The following is a 17380-nucleotide window of genomic DNA, read 5'->3' as shown; positions in this document are numbered from 1 at the left end:
CCATCGGCTTATGGGACAGACGAACCGGCACGGTCCGGACGGCAACCCCGCCGGGCGCCCGGGTTCGCGGCGCCCGCTCGAGGGCGCCCGCATCCTCATCACCCGCAGCCCGGACCGCGCGGCCGCCCTCGCAGCGGAACTCCGGCTGGCCGGGGCGGAGCCGCTCCTGCTGCCGCTTACCGACGTCGAACGTGCCAGTGACCAGGTCGCCCTCGACGATGCCTTCGACGCGCTGGGCAAAGGACATTTCGCGTGGCTCGTGGTCAGCAGCGCCTCCACCGTCCTGGCCCTGGCAGAGAAAGCAGCGGAGCGGTCTGTGGTTTTGCGCGAGTGGATTCCGCCGTCAACCTGCGTGGCCGCCGTGGGACCAGCGACCCAGGGCGCGCTGCAGGCCGCCGGCGTCGCAGTCCATCTGGTGCCGGAGCAGGAACACTCGGCCGCCGGGTTGGTGGCCGCGTGGCCCGGAGGACCGGACGAAGTGCTGCTGCCGCAGGCTGACATTGCAGCGCCGGCCCTGGCGGAAGGGCTCGCAGCGAAGGGCGCCCGGGTCCGTACCGTGGTGGCGTATCACACGGTGGATTACCCGGCCGCGCCGGACCGCCGCCTCGCCCCGGCCTCGAACAGCGCCGGCGGGACGGCGAACGGCGGCATGACGGTGCTCACCCCCGCCGCCGCCAAAGGCGCGGTGGCCTCGGGCGAAGTGGCCGCCGTCGTCGCCGCTTCACCGAGCGCCGCGCGCCGCATTTCCGCCGAGCTCACGCCGCTCGGCGCCTGCCGGGTCGTCGCCATCGGCAAGACCACGGCCGCGGAGGCACAGGCCCGGGGCCTGACCGTTGCGGCAACGGCCCGTGAGTCCACCCCGGCAGGCATTGTGGCGGCAATCCTCCGCGCACTGCACCCCGACGCCGGCGAACCCCGGGCCGACGGCCAATTCCCGGACATCCGTTCATCAGCACCAGGCACCCAGTGAAGGACAGGACATGAGTTTTCCGCAGCACCGCCCACGGCGGCTTCGCACTACCCCAGCCATGCGCAGGCTCACGGCCGAGAACAGGCTGGCTCCCGCAGAGCTGATCCTGCCCGCGTTCATCCGGGAAGGCCTGTCGGAGCCGAATCCGATCGGGTCCATGCCGGGCGTGGTGCAGCACACCACGGAAACCCTTAAGCGTGCCGCCGCGGAAGCCGTGGAGCTCGGCGTCGGCGGCATCATGCTCTTCGGCATTCCTGCCGCCAGGGACGCCCAGGGAACGGCATCCCTTGACCCGGACGGCGTGCTGAACAAGGCCATCCGGGACGTCCGGGCCGAGGTCGGCGACGACCTCGTAGTGATGAGCGACGTCTGCCTGGACGAGTTCACCGACCACGGCCACTGCGGCGTCCTGGACGCCGACGGCTACGTGGACAACGACGCCACCCTGGAGATCTACGCCAGGATGGCCGTGGCACAGGCCGACGCCGGTGCGCACGTGCTGGGCCCCTCCGGAATGATGGACGGCCAGATCGGCGTTATCCGCGACGCGCTCGAGGACGCCGGCCACGTGAACACCGCCGTCATTGCCTACGCCGCCAAATACGCCTCTGCGTTTTACGGCCCGTTCCGGGAGGCGGTCGATTCGCAGCTGAAGGGGGACCGCCGGACGTACCAGATGGATGCCGCCAACCGGCGGGAAGCCATCCAGGAGGTGGAGCTGGACCTCGCCGAAGGGGCGGACATGGTGATGGTCAAGCCGGCCATGAGCTACCTCGACGTCCTGGCCGACGTCGCGGACATGAGCCCCGTGCCGGTGGCCGCGTACCAGATCTCCGGGGAGTACGCCATGATCGAGGCGGCGGCGGCGAACGGCTGGATCGACCGCCGTGCAGCCATCACCGAATCGGTCCTCGGCATCCGCCGTGCCGGAGCCAACATGGTCCTGACGTACTGGGCGAGTGAACTCGCAGGCTGGCTGAAGGAGTCCTGATGCGGGACTCCTTCGCGTCTCCCGCCGCCCCGTCTCCCACGGCCCCGGTGGGGCCTGACGAGATCCTGCTGGGCCTGAACACGTTTGGTGACGTCGGACTCGACGGCGACGGTGAGCCGAAGCCGCATGCCCAGGTGCTGCGCGAGGTGCTGGACCAGGCCGTCCTGGCCGACGCCGTCGGGCTCCATGCCTTCGGTGTGGGGGAGCATCACCGCCGCGACTTCGCCGTGTCCGCTCCTGAGGTGTTCCTTGCCGGCGCCGCAACCCGGACCTCCCGGATCAGGCTCGGCTCGGCGGTCACCGTGCTGAGCTCGGACGATCCGGTCCGGGTCTTCCAGCGGTTTTCAACCGTGGATGCACTCTCCGGTGGCCGGGCGGAAGTCATGCTGGGGCGCGGTTCATTCATCGAATCGTTTCCGCTGTTCGGACTGGACCTGGCGGACTACGAGGTCCTGTTCGAGGAAAAGCTCGAGCTCTTCGACAAGGTGCGGGCACAGAAGCCCGTTCACTGGGAGGGCCGCACGCGGCCGCCCTTGAGCGGACTGAGCGTCTTCCCGCCCCTGGAGCACCACCTGCTGCCGGCCTGGATCGGCGTGGGCGGCACACCGGAGTCCGTGCTGCGCTGCGCGGAGTATGGCTATCCGATCATCTTTGCCATCATCGGCGGCCAGCCGCGCGCCTTTGCCCCGCTGGTCAACCTGTACCGCGAAGCGATGGGCAAGTACGGCCACCCGATGCAGCAGATCGCCACCCATTCGCCGGGGTACATCGCCGAGACCGACGAGGAGGCGCGCGAAGAACTCTTTCCACACTGGCTCGCGCAGCGGAACCGGATCGGAGCCGAGCGCGGCTGGGGTCCCGGCAACCGGGGAGAGTTCGACGCCATGTGCGGGCCGGAGGGTGCACTGTATGTGGGCTCACCCGAGACAGTGGCGCAGAAGATCGCGCTGCTCAAAAGGAATCTGGGCGTTGACCGCTTCGACCTCAAATACAGCAACGGGACCCTTCCCCACAGCTCCATGATGCGCTGCATCGAACTATTCGGCACCGTGGTGGCACCCCGGGTAGCCGAACTGCTGTCCGGACCGCCGCCCGCCGCCTGAAAGAATAGGAACCATGACCTCCAGCATGCCTCGCAACGAGGAACTCTTTGACCGCGCCCGCCAGCTCATGCCCGGCGGCGTCAATTCCCCGGTCCGCGCCTTCGGATCCGTCGGCGGCACTCCCCGGTTCATGGTGTCGGCCAAGGGACCGTACCTGACCGACGCCGACGGCAACGAATACGTCGACCTCGTCTGCTCCTGGGGCCCGGCACTGCTCGGCCACGCCCATCCGGCCGTCCTCGAAGCGGTGCACGCGGCCGTTGACCGCGGCCTGTCCTTCGGCGCCTCGACTCCCGACGAGGCCACCCTGGCTGCCATCGTCAAGGAACGGGTCGCCGCCGTCGAACGGCTGCGCATGGTGTCCACGGGCACCGAAGCCACCATGACGGCGATCCGGCTGGCCAGGGGCTTCACCGGCCGCAACCTGGTGATCAAGTTCGCCGGCTGTTACCACGGCCACCTTGACGGCCTGCTCGCGTCGGCCGGCTCCGGCGTGGCCACCCTGGCCCTGCCCGGTTCGGCCGGCGTCACGGCTGCCACCGCCGCCGAAACGCTCGTCCTGCCCTACAACGATCTCGGCGCCGTCGAAGCGGCCTTCGCCGAGCACGGACCCAACATTGCGGCCGTGATCACCGAGGCGGCACCGGCCAACATGGGCGTAGTCACCCCCGGCGAAGGATTCAACGCGGGGCTTTCCCGGATAACGGCCGCCCACGGCGCGCTGCTGATCGTCGATGAGGTCCTCACGGGATTCCGTACCGGCTACTCCGGCTACTGGGGGCTCACGGGCGGCGCTGCGGATGCGGCCGAGAAGTGGACCCCGGACCTGCTCACGTTCGGCAAGGTGATCGGCGGGGGCATGCCGACGGCGGCCCTCGGCGGCCGTGCCGACGTCATGGACTACCTGGCACCGATCGGACCCGTTTACCAGGCGGGCACGCTGTCCGGGAACCCGGTGGCCATGGCCGCCGGCGTGGCCACCCTGACGCACGCGACGCGGGACGTCTACTCGTTCGTCGATGCGCGGTCACTGGAGCTGTCGTCGGCTCTTTCCTCCGCCCTGGACGCCGCCGGCGTGGACCACTCAATCCAGCGGGCCGGAAACCTGTTCTCGGTGGCGTTCGGCACCTCGGAGCGGGGCGTCCACAACTACAGCGACGCGCAGAAGCAGGACGTCTTTCGCTACGCGCCGTTCTTCCACTCGATGCTGGACTCCGGCGTGTACCTCCCGCCGTCCGTCTTCGAGGCCTGGTTCCTGTCCGCGGCGCACGACGACGCCGCCATGAACCGGATCTTCGACGCACTGCCGGCCGCGGCGGAGGCTGCCGCCGCGGCGAAGGCCTGACCCGCCGCGGTCCGGCCCGCCGTCGTCGTTCCTCCGTCCTGCACCGCAGCGAAGGCGACCCGTACTAAACAACTCTGGCACCCGCCGCGGCGGGTGCCAGAGTTGTTTAACGCCAGTTGTTCAGCGTCTGTTGAGTTGCCCGGCCTAGAAGGCGGCAGTCACGTCGCCGTTGGGCCATTCCTTCTCGATGAAGGCCTTGACCTCGGGGGAGTGGAGGAGTTCGTCAAGCTTCTTGATGCGGGCGTCGTCCTTGGACTCCGTCCGCCATGCCAGGAAGTTGGCGTACGGGTTGTTGTCCGTGGACTCCACCGCGAGAGCGTTGTCGGTGCTGAGGCCGGCCTTGAGGATAAAGTTTCCGTTGATCAGGGCCAGGTCCACGGAGGGATCCTTCAGGTCGTTGATCAGCAGCTCCGGCTGGTTCTCCGAGAACTTGAGCTTCTTGGGGTTCTGCGCATCGGTCAGTGCGATCACGGAGCTGTCGTCCTTGATGTCCTTGACCAGACCCGCCTTTTCCAGGACCTTGAGAGCGCGCACCTGGTTGGAGGGATCGTTGGTGATGGCAACCTTGGCGCCGTCCTTGATCTCGCTGATGTCCTTGACCTTCTCGGAGAAGGCTGCGTACGGCTCGATGTGGACGCCGGCGCCGTGGCCGAAGTCGTAGCCCTTGGTCTTGACCTGATCGTCGAACCACGGCTGGTGCTGGTAGTAGTTGGTGTCCAGCGAACCGTCGCTCAGGGCGGTGTTGGGCGTCTGGTAGTCCTCGATCTCCTTGATGTCCAGCTTGAGGCCGGCTTTCGGGGCGAGGTCCTGGTTGATGAATTCGAGGATCTTGGCCTGCGGAACCGGGCTGGCGCCGACGCTGAGCGTTGCGGGCTTGGCCGGATCCAGGGTCTGGGTCTCGGAACTGGGCGCGGACGAACCGCCGCACGCGGTCAGTGCCAGGGCGGTGACGATGCCGGTGGCGAGGAGGGTGAGTGATTTACGCATCGGATGCGTTCCTTTCGAAATAGCCTGGACCCCGACGGCGTGGCCTGGGGGATCCGGTTCAGATGCAGTGAGCGGCTACTCGCTGCGTAAAGATTCGGCGGTGTTCCGCTGATGGCAGCGGACCGTCGCTTTAGCGGTGGTCGAGGCTCCGGGAGATCCGCTCGCCCGTGAGCTGGATGACCTGGACCAGGACGATGATCAGCACGATCGTGACGATCATGACTGTGACGTCGAAGCGCTGGAACCCGTAGTTGTAGGCAAGTTTGCCCAGCCCGCCGCCACCGACGAGGCCGGCCATGGCGCTGTAGCCCACCAGGGTCACCACGGTGGTGGTTGCGGCTGCCACCAGCGCGGGCAGCGATTCAGGCAGCATGACCTTGCTGATGACCTGCATCCTGGTGGATCCCATGACCTGTGCGGCGTCGATCTTGCCGTGATGGACATCCCGGAGACACGCCTCCACGAGGCGGGCAAAGAATGGAATGGTTCCGATCGAGAGCGAGACCGAGGCTGCGACGGGGCCGAGGCTGGTGCCCACCAGGAGCCGGGCCAGGGGGATCAGGGCCACCATCAGGATGGCGAAGGGGATGGACCGCGTGATGTTGACCACGATGTCGCTGACAACCCTGTTGACCACGGGCATGGGACGGAGTCCGCCCGGGGCAGTGGCGTGCAGGAAGACGCCCAGCGGCAGTCCGACAAGAACGGTGAAGAACGCGGAGATCCCCACCATCTGCAGAGTTTCAACGATCGCCTCGGGGAGGGCCTTGGCGAGAACCGGGTTGCTGAAGATTTCGTTCACTTGAGGTCTCCCGTCTCGGCGGCGAAGTCAGGCGTTTCCGGCGCGAAGTCAGACGGCTCGACGGCGGCGTCCACAACTTTCGCGCTGATCCCGCGATCGCGGAGGTAGCCCATCACGGCTTCGTAATCAACGTCTTCTGCGAGCTGGACACGCAGGTGCCCGAACTGCTGCCCGCCCAGCGTTTCCACGCTTCCGGCGAGGACATTCAGATCGATGTCAAAATGCCGGGCGACGCCCGTAAGGACAGGTTCCTTGGCGCTTTCGCCGGAAAAGAGGATCTCCAGCACGGGGCCGGCCTGGAGGGCCCCTTTGATCGGTTCCGCAGCAGGCAGCGGAAGGAGCGCCCGGGCCAGCTTGCTGTCCAGTTCGGCCGCCACATCCGCCAGTTCCCCGGCTTCGATGACGCGGCCCTTGGCCAGGAGTGACACTGAGCCGCATACGCGCTTAACCACGTGCATCTCGTGCGTGATGATGAGCACCGTGAGCTGAAGGCGACGGGTCAGGTCCTGGATGAGGTCCAGGATTTCATCGGTGGTGGCCGGGTCCAGGGCGGACGTCGGCTCATCGCACAGCAGTACGTCAGGATCGGACGCCAGGGCCCGGGCGATGCCCACTCGCTGGCGCTGGCCCCCGGACAGCTGTGACGGGTAGGCGTTCTCGAAGCCCTCGAGCCCTACGAGCTTGAGCAGTTCAGCAACCTTCTCGCGGGTCTTGTCCTTGGGAGTCTTCACCAGTTCCAGAGGATGGGCCACGTTGCCTGCCGCGGTGCGGGAGTCCATCAGGTTGGCGTGCTGGAAGACCATGCCGATCCGGCGCCGGGCAGCGCGGATTTCGGAGTCCCTGACCGAGCTGAGTTCGGTGCCGTCGATGTTGACCGAGCCGGAGGTAGGGCGGTCCAGGAGAGTCAGGCACCGTACCAGCGTGGACTTCCCTGCTCCGGAATGGCCGATGATGCCGTGGATGGAGCCTTTGGGGACCGAAAGGGAGACCCCGTCGAGGGCCACCACTTCCTTTTTCCCCTGACGGTAGACCTTGCGCAGGTCGGTAACTGTGATCATTTATCCTCAGGCGGTAGGGCTTGGGCAGGGCATAGCACAAGCGCGCTTCTGAACTAAATTATGTCAGCGCGGAGAATTCGCATCCACTTCCGAATATTGTTCGGCATGCGGCATGTCCTGCCGCATCATCGACAAGTCAATTCATGGCGGGCCGGGCCGATGGGCGTCCTGCGGGCTGCTGTCTGAATTGCCGCCGGGCTGTGAGCCACCTGAGGCTTGGGCTGTGGACTGTGATCTTTGTCCCACGGGCGCGGCGACGGGGCTGGGCGGCGCGGCGGCGGGCACCGCTGCTGCAGCTGCTGAGCCGCGTGTTGACGCTGCTGGAACCGGCCTCTAGAAGTCGCCCCTGCTGGCGTCTTCTGGGGGCAGCACGGGCCAGTCGCCCTCGATGACAGCGGCGGGTTTGGTCTTGCGGAGATACTGCTGGAAGTCGGCCGCCTGGCTGACGGCCCAGTCCGTCTGGAGCTGGTGCAGTTGGCTGGCCGGCAGCCTCAGCTTGGGGAACTTGCCCGCCATGGCGTCGAGCATGCGGAGCGTGGCCAGGGCGTCGGCGGCCGAGGTGTGGGCGTTTTCGAGGTCCACGCCGTACTCTTCGCAGAGTGCCGTCAGGGTCCGCTTTCCCTTGCGGTAGCGGTCCACCTGCTTGTTCATGATGTAGGGATCCAGGACCGGAAACCGGCTCAGCTGCGGTACGCCGTAGCGGGCGGACTCGGCGGCCAGGACGGTGAAGTCGTAGCTGGCGTTGAAGGCGATGACCGGGACGCCGTCGTCGAAAAGCTCCTGCAGCACCCCAGCGAGTTCCCTGGTGACCTCCGGCGCCGGCCTGCCGTGGCTGCGCGCGTGCTCCGTGGTGATCCCGTGGACTTCGCTGGCCTCCGCCGGGATCTCAATGCCCGGGTCTGCCAGCCATTCGTGCTCCCGGATGACATTTCCCGAGGCGTCCACCAGGGTCACCGATGCCGTGACGATCCTCGCCGCGCGGGAGTTGCGTCCGGTGGTTTCGAGGTCGAAGGCGGCCCGGGGGAGGGTGTTCCAAGTGCTCATGCGTCCACGCTACCCGGTGGCACCGACAGTTTTGGCGCACGCCCCGGGCCTGTCGGCAAGTCAGTCGGGAAGGGTCCGGAGCGCCGGCGGCCGGCCGATAGTCTGGGACCATGCGGACGGAGTATGTGGAGGCGGTGCTGGCTGTCGTTGAGCTCATCCCCGCAGGTTCGGCGGTGGCATACGGGGACGTCTCCGAACTGCTTGGGTCCGGCGGTCCGCGCCAGGTGGGCTCGGTCATGAGCCACTACGGCAGCGGTGTCCCGTGGTGGCGGGTGCTCAGAGCCAACGGGCTGGCGCCGGAGGGATTGGAAGCCGAGGCCCTGCAGTTCTACCTGCGGGAGGAGACTCCGTTGCGCGGCGAATTCCTCCGGTTCGCACGGACGGGCGACGGCCGCTGGCGGGTTGACCTGACGGCGGCACGATGGTCACCCTCCGACGCTGACTTCGCTGCCCTGGACGCCATCGCTGAGCGGCTGGAAGCGTCGCTGCGTAAATTGTCAGTGCCGGATGATGGAATGTCTGAGTGACCGCAACAATCACCCAGTCCGAATCCTTCTCCGCCACCACCGGGCGCCATGATCAGTACGCCAACGCTCCGAAATCGCCGGGATCTGGACTTCGGCTTCTGCCGCCGCGCCAGGTCCACAACTTCGTGCCGGCACTGTCGGCGGACCAGCTCGCCGCCGTCGACGTCCCCCGCGGAGCAGGCCCGGTGCTCGTGCCCGGAGCGCCGGGCACCGGCAAGTCGACCGTCCTGATAGAGGCGGCCGTCCGCAGGGTCGAGGCGCACTCGGTTGATCCCGAACGGATCCTCATTCTTGCGCCCGGCAGGCTGGCGGCGGACACCCTGCGGGACCGGTTCACGGCACGGCTGAACCGGAGCCTAAGCACCACGCCGGCCCGTACCTGGGCGTCCTATGCCTTCGACCTCATCAGGCGGGCCAAGGCGGAAGGAATCCTGCCGCTGCCCCGGGCGCCCCGCCTCCTCTCCGGTCCCGAACAGGACCTCATCATCAAGGAGTTGCTGGACGGTCATGCACTTCCGGGCCTGGGACTGCCGTGGCCGGCCGATCTCGATGCCGCGCTGCCCACCCGCGGCTTCCGGCAGGAAGTCCGGCAGCTTTTTGATCGGATCATCGAATCCGGCCGGACGGCCGAGGACCTCGCGGACCTGGGGCAAGAATGCGGCCGCCCCGATTGGATCGCCGCGGCCGCCCTGTACGCCGAATATCGTGACGTCCTGGATCTGCGCATGCCCGAGGCCTTCGATCCCGCCGGCATCATCACGGCCGCGCGGCAGCTTTTCCAGGATTCGCCGGATTTCCTGGCCGCGGAACGCGAACGCCTCCAGCTGATCCTTGTTGATGACATCCACGAGGCCAACCCGGCGGTCTTTGAGCTGCTGGCTGACATCGCCGCGGGCAAGGACGTCTTCGTGGCGTCTTCCCCGGACACGGTTGTCCAAGGCTTCAGGGGCGCCCGTCCGGATCTCGTCGCCGAGCTTCCCCGGCTGCTGGGAGGGGACGGCCAAGACGTTCTCGAGAGGCCGCTGCGGTACGCCCACCGGCATCGGCCTGCCGTCGCGCAGGCCTGGCTCGGCGTCGCGGACCGGATCTCCCTGCGAGCCGGCGGGAAACTCGCCCGCCGGCTCGAGCAGTTTCCCACTGAACCCACGCCCGACCACCACGTTCACGCTCTGCCCTCCACCGGTGAAACAGGCGCCCGTCCCGCCGAAGACGCCGGTTTTTCCGGTGGCTCCGGCGGGTTCGTCGAGGCGCACCTGCTGCCGTCGGCCGTCCATGAGCTGCGCTACGTCGCACAGCGGATCCTTGAAGCCCAGGTGAATGACGGCCGTGAACTGGCGGACATGGCGGTGATCGTCCGGAATGGCGGCCAACTGAGCCAGCTGCAGCGCTACCTGTCGGGCCAGGGAATCCCGGTGCGGATTCCCGTGGCGGAGTCCGCTGTCCGCGACGAAGTGGCCGTCCGTCCGTTGCTTGACGCCTATGCCGTGGTCCTCGATCCGGACGTCCTGACGCCGGAATCCGCCGTCGCGCTGCTGACGTCCAGGATCGGCGGAGCCACATCCCTTGAACTGCGCAGGCTGCGCCAGTCGTTGCGCCGCGAGGAGATCCTGGGCGGCGGCGGACGCTCCAGCGATGCACTGCTCGTGGAGGCACTCCTCGAGCCCGGTGCCCTTGGTTCCCTGGGGATCGAGGGACGTTCAGCGCGTCGCGTTGCCCGGATGATCCAGGCCGGCCGGAAGGCCACCACCGCGGCCGGCGCCAACGCCGAAACCGTCCTCTGGGCCCTGTGGCATTCGACCGGTCTTGCCGGAAGCTGGACCGCCGCCGCACTGTCGGGAGGGCTGGTGGGGTCAAGGGCGGACCGTGACCTCGACGCCATGATGGCCCTGTTCCACACCGCCGAGCGGTACGTTGACCAGATGCCAGGGTCCGGGCCGGACCAGTTCCTTGAGTACCTGCTCAACCAGGAGCTTCCCATGGACACGCTGGCGGCCCGGGCACAGGTGGACGACGCCGTCGAACTCATGACGCCCGCCAGCGCCGCCGGACGGGAATGGCCCTTCGTCATCGTTGCTGGACTCCAGGAGGGCGTCTGGCCGAACACGCGGCTCCGCGGGGAGCTGCTGGGGAGCACGCTCTTCGCCGATGCCGTGGAACACGGGGTGGAGTCCGCCCTCCAGCGGGGCCCGCTCAGCCGATTGCGCGAGATCCGGTACGACGAACTCCGGAGTTTCTCGACCGCGGTGTCCCGGGCGAGGGAAGTGCTGATCTGCACAGCCGTGGCTTCGGAAGACGAACAGCCGTCCTCATTCCTGGACTACGTGGCCCCGCTGACACCGGACCGGGACGCGCGAGGATTCACGCCGGTGGAGAGGCCTTTGACCCTCAGGGCACTCGTCGCCGAACTGCGCCAGCACGCGCAACTGGCCGACCGGGCTGCGGCAGAGTCGGACGAGGCTGTCCGTGTCCTGGCCCGCCTGGCAACGGTGGATCCGCCCGTTCCCGGAGCGCACCCGGACACGTGGTGGGGGCTGGCCCCGCTGTCCTCGGAAGAACGCGTGGTGCCTCCCGGGGGAACTGTCTACGTCTCGCCCTCCAAGGTGGAGTCCGTCCAGAAGTCGCCCCTGGACTGGTTCATCCAGGCTGCAGGCGGTGAGGCGGCCACAGATTTCGCGAGGAGCCTGGGAACCCTGGTGCACGCGATCGCCCAGGATCTGCCTGACGCCTCCGGGGCCGAGTACCTCGCCGAGCTCGTCAGGCGTTGGCCGTCCCTCGGTATGAAAGACAACTGGGAGGGAAAGCTGGACTTCCGGCGGGCCGAAACCATGGTGCGGAAACTGGCGCAGTACATCCTTGTCATGCGCAGCGAGGGCAGGCGCCTGGTCGGCGTGGAGCAGGACTTTGAAGTGCAGCTGCCCGAACCGGCCGCCGATCCGCTGCCGGACGGCGCCATAAGTGAAGCGCCCCGTTCCGCTGTCCTGCGGGGCCAGGTGGACCGGCTGGAGATTGACCCCCACGGACGGCTGGTGATCGTCGACCTCAAAACAGGGAAGAGGCAGCCCGGTAAGGGTGATCTGGGCCGGCATCCGCAGCTTGGCGCTTACCAGGCCGCGGTCCTCGCCGGAGGCTTCAGCGGTTCCGAGGGTGTTCCCGGGGACGTACAGCCAGGCGGCGCCGTGCTCGCCCAGCTGGGAACCACCGCCAAGAATCCGGGCGTCCAGCACCAGGATCCCCTCGATCCGGGGGAGAACTGGGCATTGGACATGGTCAAGGAGGCGGCCGACGTGATGTCCGGCCATGAGTTCGAAGCCAGGCATGATCCCGCCAAGAGCGGATTCGGCGGCCACGGCTGCCGCCTGCCGGAAGTATGCCCCTTGTGCGCCCGCGGAAAGCAGGTTACCGAATGAGTCGCCCCGCGGATCTCCCTGCACCAAGGTTCAGTCCCGAAGAGCTGTCCGTCCTGCTCGGCGAGAAGAACGTGCCCACCGCAGAACAGTCAGCCATCATCTCCTCGCCGCTGACCCCCCGGCTCGTTATTGCCGGTGCGGGCTCAGGCAAGACTGCCACCATGGCCGACCGCGTTGTGTGGTTGGTCGCCAATGGCTGGGTCAAGCCCGAGGAGGTCCTCGGTGTCACCTTCACACGGAAAGCCGCCGGCGAACTGGCAAGCCGCATCCGCGCCAAGCTGGCGGCGCTGCAGCGGATCGCGGATGCCGATGCCGGTAACGCGGTGTTTCCCGCCGGCCTGCTCAGCGCCGATGCGCTGGAACCCAAAGTCTCCACGTACCACTCGTTTGCCAGCGGCATCGTGTCCGACTACGGGCTCCGGCTTGGCATCGAACGTGACGTCGTCCTGCTGGGCGGGGCCCAGGCCTGGCAGCTGGCAAGCGAGGTCGTCGAGGCGTTCGACGGCGACTATGCGCATTTCCGGGTGGCCAAATCAACACTCGTCAAGGCCGTCATCCAGCTCGCCGGCGAGTGCGCAGAGCACCTCCAGGACCCGGCCGAGGTTCACGACTGGCTCATGCAGCGGCTGGCCGAATTCGACGCCCTGCCCTACGTGGCAGAGGCGAAGAAGAACCCCAGCCAGGCGGCCGGGGAGCTCGGTGCCATGCTCCGAACCCGGGCGAGCGTCGCAGAACTCGTGGGCCGGTACTCCGAGGCCAAAAGGGCCCGGGGCGCCCTCGACTTCGGCGACCTCGTGGCTCTCGCCGCCAGGGTGGCCCGTGAGATTCCCCTCGCCGCGGAGATGGAACGCCAGCGCTACAAGGTGGTGCTCCTGGACGAGTTCCAGGACACGTCCCACGCGCAGCTGGTCCTCTTCTCCAGGCTGTTCGGAGACGGCCACGCCGTCACAGCTGTGGGCGACCCCAACCAGTCCATCTACGGCTTCCGCGGTGCGTCCGCCGGCCAACTGTTCCACTTTGTCAGCGAATTCCCCGTCCGGGTGGATGATGGTGCCGAAGGGCAGGCCCGGTTTAGCCCGGCCCCGACCTCTTACCTGACCACCGCCTGGCGGAACGGGCGCAACATCCTGGCGGCGGCCAATGTCATTTCGGCTCCGTTGAGCGCCGCTGCAGCTCAGGCGGGTCCCGCCGGGGAACGTGCGACCGCCGCGTCCGTCGAGGTGCCGCCCCTGCAGCCCAGTCCGGCTGCCGTTCAGGGCCGGGTGATCCTTGGACGCTTCGCCACGGATGAGGATGAGGCCGCCGCCATCGCGCGGGACCTGCTGAAATACCGGGTCACCGACTTCGAGCAGTCATCAACTGCCTCACCTGTGCCGCCAGCCATGGCCGTGCTGTGCCGCCGGCGGGCCCAGATGGAGTGCATCCGGCGGGAGTTTGAGGCCCGGGGGATTCCCTACGAAATCGTGGGCCTCGGCGGCCTGCTGGACACACCTGAAATCGTGGACCTGGTATCGACGCTCCGGGTCCTCGCTGACCCCGGCCGGTCGGATTCCCTGATGCGCCTGCTCGCCGGTGCACGGTGGCGGATCGGCACCGCCGACCTCATGGCGTTTCGAGACTGGTCGACGTTTCTGGCGCGGCGCCGCGGGCAGAGCGCGGCCGATGCGGCGGGTGCGGGCGGGAGCGACGAGCCGCCCGCCGACGTCGTCATCGAGGGGGACCTTACCGACGCGTCCAGCCTTGTGGAAGCACTGGACTGGCTGCCCAGCGAGGGCTGGACGTCGGCGCACGGCCGCACGCTGACAGCCCCCGCCCGGGAACGGCTCCACAGGCTCGGCACGGAACTCCGGCAACTGCGCGGACTCTTGGGGGAGGACCTGACCACCCTCCTGGGCGAGGTGGAGCGGGCCATGCTGCTCGACATCGAGGTTGCCGCGCGCCCCGGGTTCAGCATCCATCAGGCGCGCAGGAACCTGGATGCGTTCCAGGATGCGGCTGCCGGATTCCTGCAGACATCCCACCGCGTGGACGTCCTCGCGTTCCTCTCCTGGCTCGAAGCCGCAGCCGCCGAGGAAGGTGGCCTCGACGTTCCGCCGGCAGACGTCAACCATGAAGCTGTCCAGCTGTTGACGGTGCACGCATCCAAAGGCCTCGAATGGGATGTGGTCTTCGTTCCTGGTCTCAACGGCGGGGCCTTCCCCAGCAGCCGTGATTCCCGGTGGAGCAGCGGTTCTGCCGCGCTGCCCTGGCCGCTCCGCGGCGACAGGGCAGACCTTCCGCAATGGGACCTCGACCAGCCGGACCAGAAGGGGTGGCTGGACGCCGAGAAGGACTTCAAGGGCGCCGTCCAGGCCCACGGCGAGGCCGAGGAACGGCGGCTGGCCTATGTTGCGTACACGAGGGCCAAACACGTGCTGTGGGTGTCCAGCGGTGCGTGGGTCGGCGGCCGCGGCGGAATGGCCGAGATGTCGCCGTTCCTCGCTGAGCTGGGACCGCTCGCCGGGATCGGAACAGCCGACGGCACACTCCCGGCCCGCGCCGCCGCAGCAGAGATCCACCCCGACTCTGTGGACGAGGTGTCACTTCCGGAGGAGAGCCCCCTGACCCGGGACCTCGAAGTCGCCACCTGGCCGTACGATCCCCTCGAAGGCCCTGTTGACCCGCGCACCGGCAAAAGGCTCCGGCTGGTACCCGGGCGGCGGGAGGCCATGGACTCCGCCGCGAGCCGGTTGCGCGCCGAAATTGCGGGCCTCCAGGAGTGGATCTTTGACGGGCAGGCGGAGCAGCCGGACCCCGCAGGCCAGCCACGAACGCCGCTCCGCCCTCACGCTGCCGGGTGGGCACGGGAGGCTGCCCTGCTCCTGGAGCGCCGCGCCCGCCGTGCGCAAAGCCGGGACGTCCACTTGCCAGGGCACATATCCGCGTCCACCCTCGTTGACCTCGGGGAGGACCCGGGGGCTGTCCTGCAGCGCCTCAGGAGACCCGTCCCGCGCGAACCGGGGATGTCCGCCCGCAAGGGGACGGCGTTCCATGCCTGGGTCGAGGAGTACTTCGGAACGGCAGGCATGCTGGACCTGGACGAAGCACCCGGATCCGACAACCACATTGACGAGGCCTACGGCCTTGAGGACATGGTGGCCACCTTCAGGGAATCCCCCTGGGCGCACCGGTCGCCGGCCCACGTCGAGGTGCCGGTCGAAACCCGGATCGGTGACGTGGTGGTCCGCGGACGTATTGACGCGGTGTTCCGCGATGCCGACGGCTGCTGGGACCTCGTGGACTGGAAGACCGGCAGGCGGCCGTCCGCCGGGCAGCTGAAAACGAAGAGCGTGCAGCTGGCTGTCTATCGGCTGGCGTGGGCTCGGCTCAAGGACGTGCCGCTGGATGAGGTGCGGGCCGCCTTCTACTATGTCGCGGAAAACCATGTGGTTCGCCCCCACGACCTGGCGTCGGGGGCCGAGCTGGAGGGCATCGTCGCGGCGGCCCTTGCGTCACCGCGGGGCTAGTTGCGGGGATCACGCCTCGGGCGTCAACGGCGCGACACCATCCCGCCTGAGGCCCTGCGGCCCCGGGGCACTTAGCCCTGAGACCTGAGGCCCGGGGTACATAGCCTTGAGGCCCGGGGCACTTAACCCTGAGGCACTTAGCCCCGAGACCTCGGGTCAGGGCGACTTGGCGTCAACGATGCTGATGGCAGCCGTGGAGGTGTCGTCGGCGGAAAGCGGCTTGGCGTCAACGATGCTGATGGCAGCCGTGGAGGTGTCGTCGGCGGAAAGCGGCTTGGGCTGCGCGGCCCGCTCGCTGTCGCGCCTGTGGTCTTCGGAGTCCGGGCCGCCCGCCGCGTCCGGAGCGTCCACGCTGCCGTCTGCGTCCGCTGCGCCGCCCGTGGCGACGGCGCCAGGCCCGTCTGCAGCGGCCGGAGCACCCTGTGCGGCGGCGGCGTCCTCGACCACCGGGATGGGCATGACGTGCACAGCCGGCATCGGCTCGGAGACGTCCGTGGCCGCCGGCGCGGCAATCAGTTCGACCGAAACCGGACCGCGGGAAACCATGCCATCCGAAACTGCAGCGTCCGAGTCCGTACCGCCCGCGCCCTGGCCGGGCGCGGCTGAGCCCTGCGGCGTCGAGCCCGGCGCTGCGGAACCCGCGGCAGCCGCCGGTGACGGCAGGGGCTCCACGCTGATGGGCTGCCCGCCGTGCTCTGCGATATCGTCCGCGAGGGTGCCAAGCATGCCTTCCGCCTCGGAAATCATCTCGGCATCGGCGGCGGCAATACCCTTCACCAGATACTGCGCCAGCGCGAATTCCGCGGACAGCGCGGCCCGCCGGAGCAGATGACTGTCGGGCGCATCGCGGCGGTGTTCGGTGTAGTGGCGCACCACCGCGTCCACGAAGTCGTGCTCGTTGGACGCGACGAGCCAGGCAAGGTCGTCGGCGGGATCCCCGATTCGGAGGTCGGTCCAACCGGTGACGGCGGTAACCCGGTCCTCCTCGACGAGCAGGTTGTCCTCGTGCAGGTCACCGTGGACCACGCACGGATTGAAGCGCCACAAGGAAACGTCTTCCATCGCGTGTTCCCAGCGACGGAGAAGCAGGGGAGGGATCTTGCCCGTTGTCGCGGCCATGTCGAGCTCGTTCAGCCTGCGCTGGCGGAACTCGTTGGGGGTGTAGCTCGGCAGGTCGGCGTTGCTTACCAGGGCGTGCGGCAGATCATGGATGGCGGCGAGGGCCGTTCCGATTTCTTTCGCCAACTTCTGGGACCCCGCCGTCAGTTCCTCTACGGTGCGGGTGGATCCGTTGAGGTGGGAGTACACGAAGGTGCTCAGATTCTGCTGGCGGACTGTCCCGGCCACGGTCGGCATCAGAAAGGGGAGCTCCGCCCGGATGGCCGGGGCGAAGGCCCGCAGCACCAGGAACTCAGTTTCCAAGCGTGTGCTCGCCTCGGCATGGCGGGGCGAGCGGACCCGCCAGCGCTTGCCTTCGGAGTCGAGCAGGAGCGCCGAATCGAAGTCCGCCGGATCATCCGGTGCGGAACTCACGGCAGTCGGGCTCAGTCCGGGGACCGCCGCGGTTGCCACAGCTGCCAGTTCGATCGGTTCTCTTCTCACGCTTCCACGGTAGATTGACTGACGTTCAAGACAACGAT

General features: G+C 68.0%; 12 protein-coding genes. 7 read left to right on the top strand and 5 right to left on the bottom strand.

All coding sequences use genetic code 11. The features are described from left to right. Positions 1–10: 10 nt before the first annotated feature. From CXQ90_RS01595 to hemL, 4 genes are read left to right on the top strand one after another with little or no spacing between them, the layout of a single operon-like run. Positions 11–970: a uroporphyrinogen-III synthase gene (locus CXQ90_RS01595; RefSeq protein WP_104136458.1), complete on the top strand. Its 960-nt coding sequence runs from the start codon at positions 11–13 to the stop codon at positions 968–970. A gap of 10 nt (positions 971–980) precedes the next feature. Beyond that, positions 981–1961: a porphobilinogen synthase gene (hemB, locus tag CXQ90_RS01590; protein ID WP_104136456.1), complete on the top strand. Its 981-nt coding sequence runs from the start codon at positions 981–983 to the stop codon at positions 1959–1961. Next, positions 1961–3064: an LLM class flavin-dependent oxidoreductase gene (locus CXQ90_RS01585; RefSeq protein ID WP_104136454.1), complete on the top strand. Its 1104-nt coding sequence runs from the start codon at positions 1961–1963 to the stop codon at positions 3062–3064. The genes hemB and CXQ90_RS01585 overlap by 1 nt, the downstream gene beginning before the upstream one ends. Before the next feature lie 13 nt (positions 3065–3077). After that, on the top strand, positions 3078–4409 hold the full coding sequence (gene hemL, locus CXQ90_RS01580; RefSeq protein WP_104136453.1) for a glutamate-1-semialdehyde 2,1-aminomutase: 1332 nt from the start codon (positions 3078–3080) through the stop codon (positions 4407–4409). Positions 4410–4553: 144 nt separating this feature from the next. Here the strand turns inward: hemL and CXQ90_RS01575 are convergent, their stop codons facing one another. The 4 genes from CXQ90_RS01575 to CXQ90_RS01560 all read right to left on the bottom strand — a co-directional run bounded on the left by CXQ90_RS01575 (position 4554) and on the right by CXQ90_RS01560 (position 8300). Continuing rightward, the gene (locus CXQ90_RS01575; RefSeq protein ID WP_104136451.1) at positions 4554–5396 is read right to left on the bottom strand and encodes a MetQ/NlpA family ABC transporter substrate-binding protein; all 843 of its coding nucleotides are present in this window, start codon (positions 5394–5396) and stop codon (positions 4554–4556) included. A gap of 130 nt (positions 5397–5526) precedes the next feature. Further along, on the bottom strand, positions 5527–6198 hold the full coding sequence (locus tag CXQ90_RS01570; protein ID WP_104136449.1) for a methionine ABC transporter permease: 672 nt from the start codon (positions 6196–6198) through the stop codon (positions 5527–5529). Then, on the bottom strand, positions 6195–7256 hold the full coding sequence (locus CXQ90_RS01565; protein WP_104136448.1) for a methionine ABC transporter ATP-binding protein: 1062 nt from the start codon (positions 7254–7256) through the stop codon (positions 6195–6197). Before CXQ90_RS01565 ends, CXQ90_RS01570 begins: the two co-directional genes overlap by 4 nt. A 333-nt stretch (positions 7257–7589) precedes the next feature. Further along, on the bottom strand, positions 7590–8300 hold the full coding sequence (locus CXQ90_RS01560; protein ID WP_104136446.1) for a 3'-5' exonuclease: 711 nt from the start codon (positions 8298–8300) through the stop codon (positions 7590–7592). A 110-nt stretch (positions 8301–8410) separates the two neighbouring features. Between CXQ90_RS01560 and CXQ90_RS01555 the strand changes: the two genes are divergently transcribed. The 3 genes from CXQ90_RS01555 (at position 8411) to CXQ90_RS01545 (ending at position 15740) form a co-directional block, all read left to right on the top strand. Next, entirely contained in the window at positions 8411–8827 is a 417-nt protein-coding gene (locus CXQ90_RS01555; protein ID WP_104136445.1) for an MGMT family protein, read from the top strand. A 98-nt stretch (positions 8828–8925) separates the two neighbouring features. Then, entirely contained in the window at positions 8926–12234 is a 3309-nt protein-coding gene (locus tag CXQ90_RS01550; protein ID WP_258064338.1) for an ATP-dependent DNA helicase, read from the top strand. Beyond that, on the top strand, positions 12231–15740 hold the full coding sequence (locus CXQ90_RS01545) for an ATP-dependent DNA helicase (protein WP_104136441.1): 3510 nt from the start codon (positions 12231–12233) through the stop codon (positions 15738–15740). Before CXQ90_RS01550 ends, CXQ90_RS01545 begins: the two co-directional genes overlap by 4 nt. A 156-nt stretch (positions 15741–15896) precedes the next feature. Here the strand turns inward: CXQ90_RS01545 and CXQ90_RS01540 are convergent, their stop codons facing one another. After that, positions 15897–17342 (bottom strand): macrolide 2'-phosphotransferase, encoded by a 1446-nt coding sequence (locus CXQ90_RS01540; protein ID WP_104136440.1) that lies wholly within the window; start codon positions 17340–17342, stop codon positions 15897–15899. Positions 17343–17380 lie beyond the last annotated feature (38 nt).

Source organism: Arthrobacter sp. ZGTC131 (genome assembly GCF_002929275.1).
Taxonomy (GTDB): Bacteria; Actinomycetota; Actinomycetes; order Actinomycetales; family Micrococcaceae; genus Arthrobacter.
The sequence above is the reverse complement of the archived record's forward strand: the minus strand, read 5'-3'. Positions and strand labels throughout refer to the sequence as shown.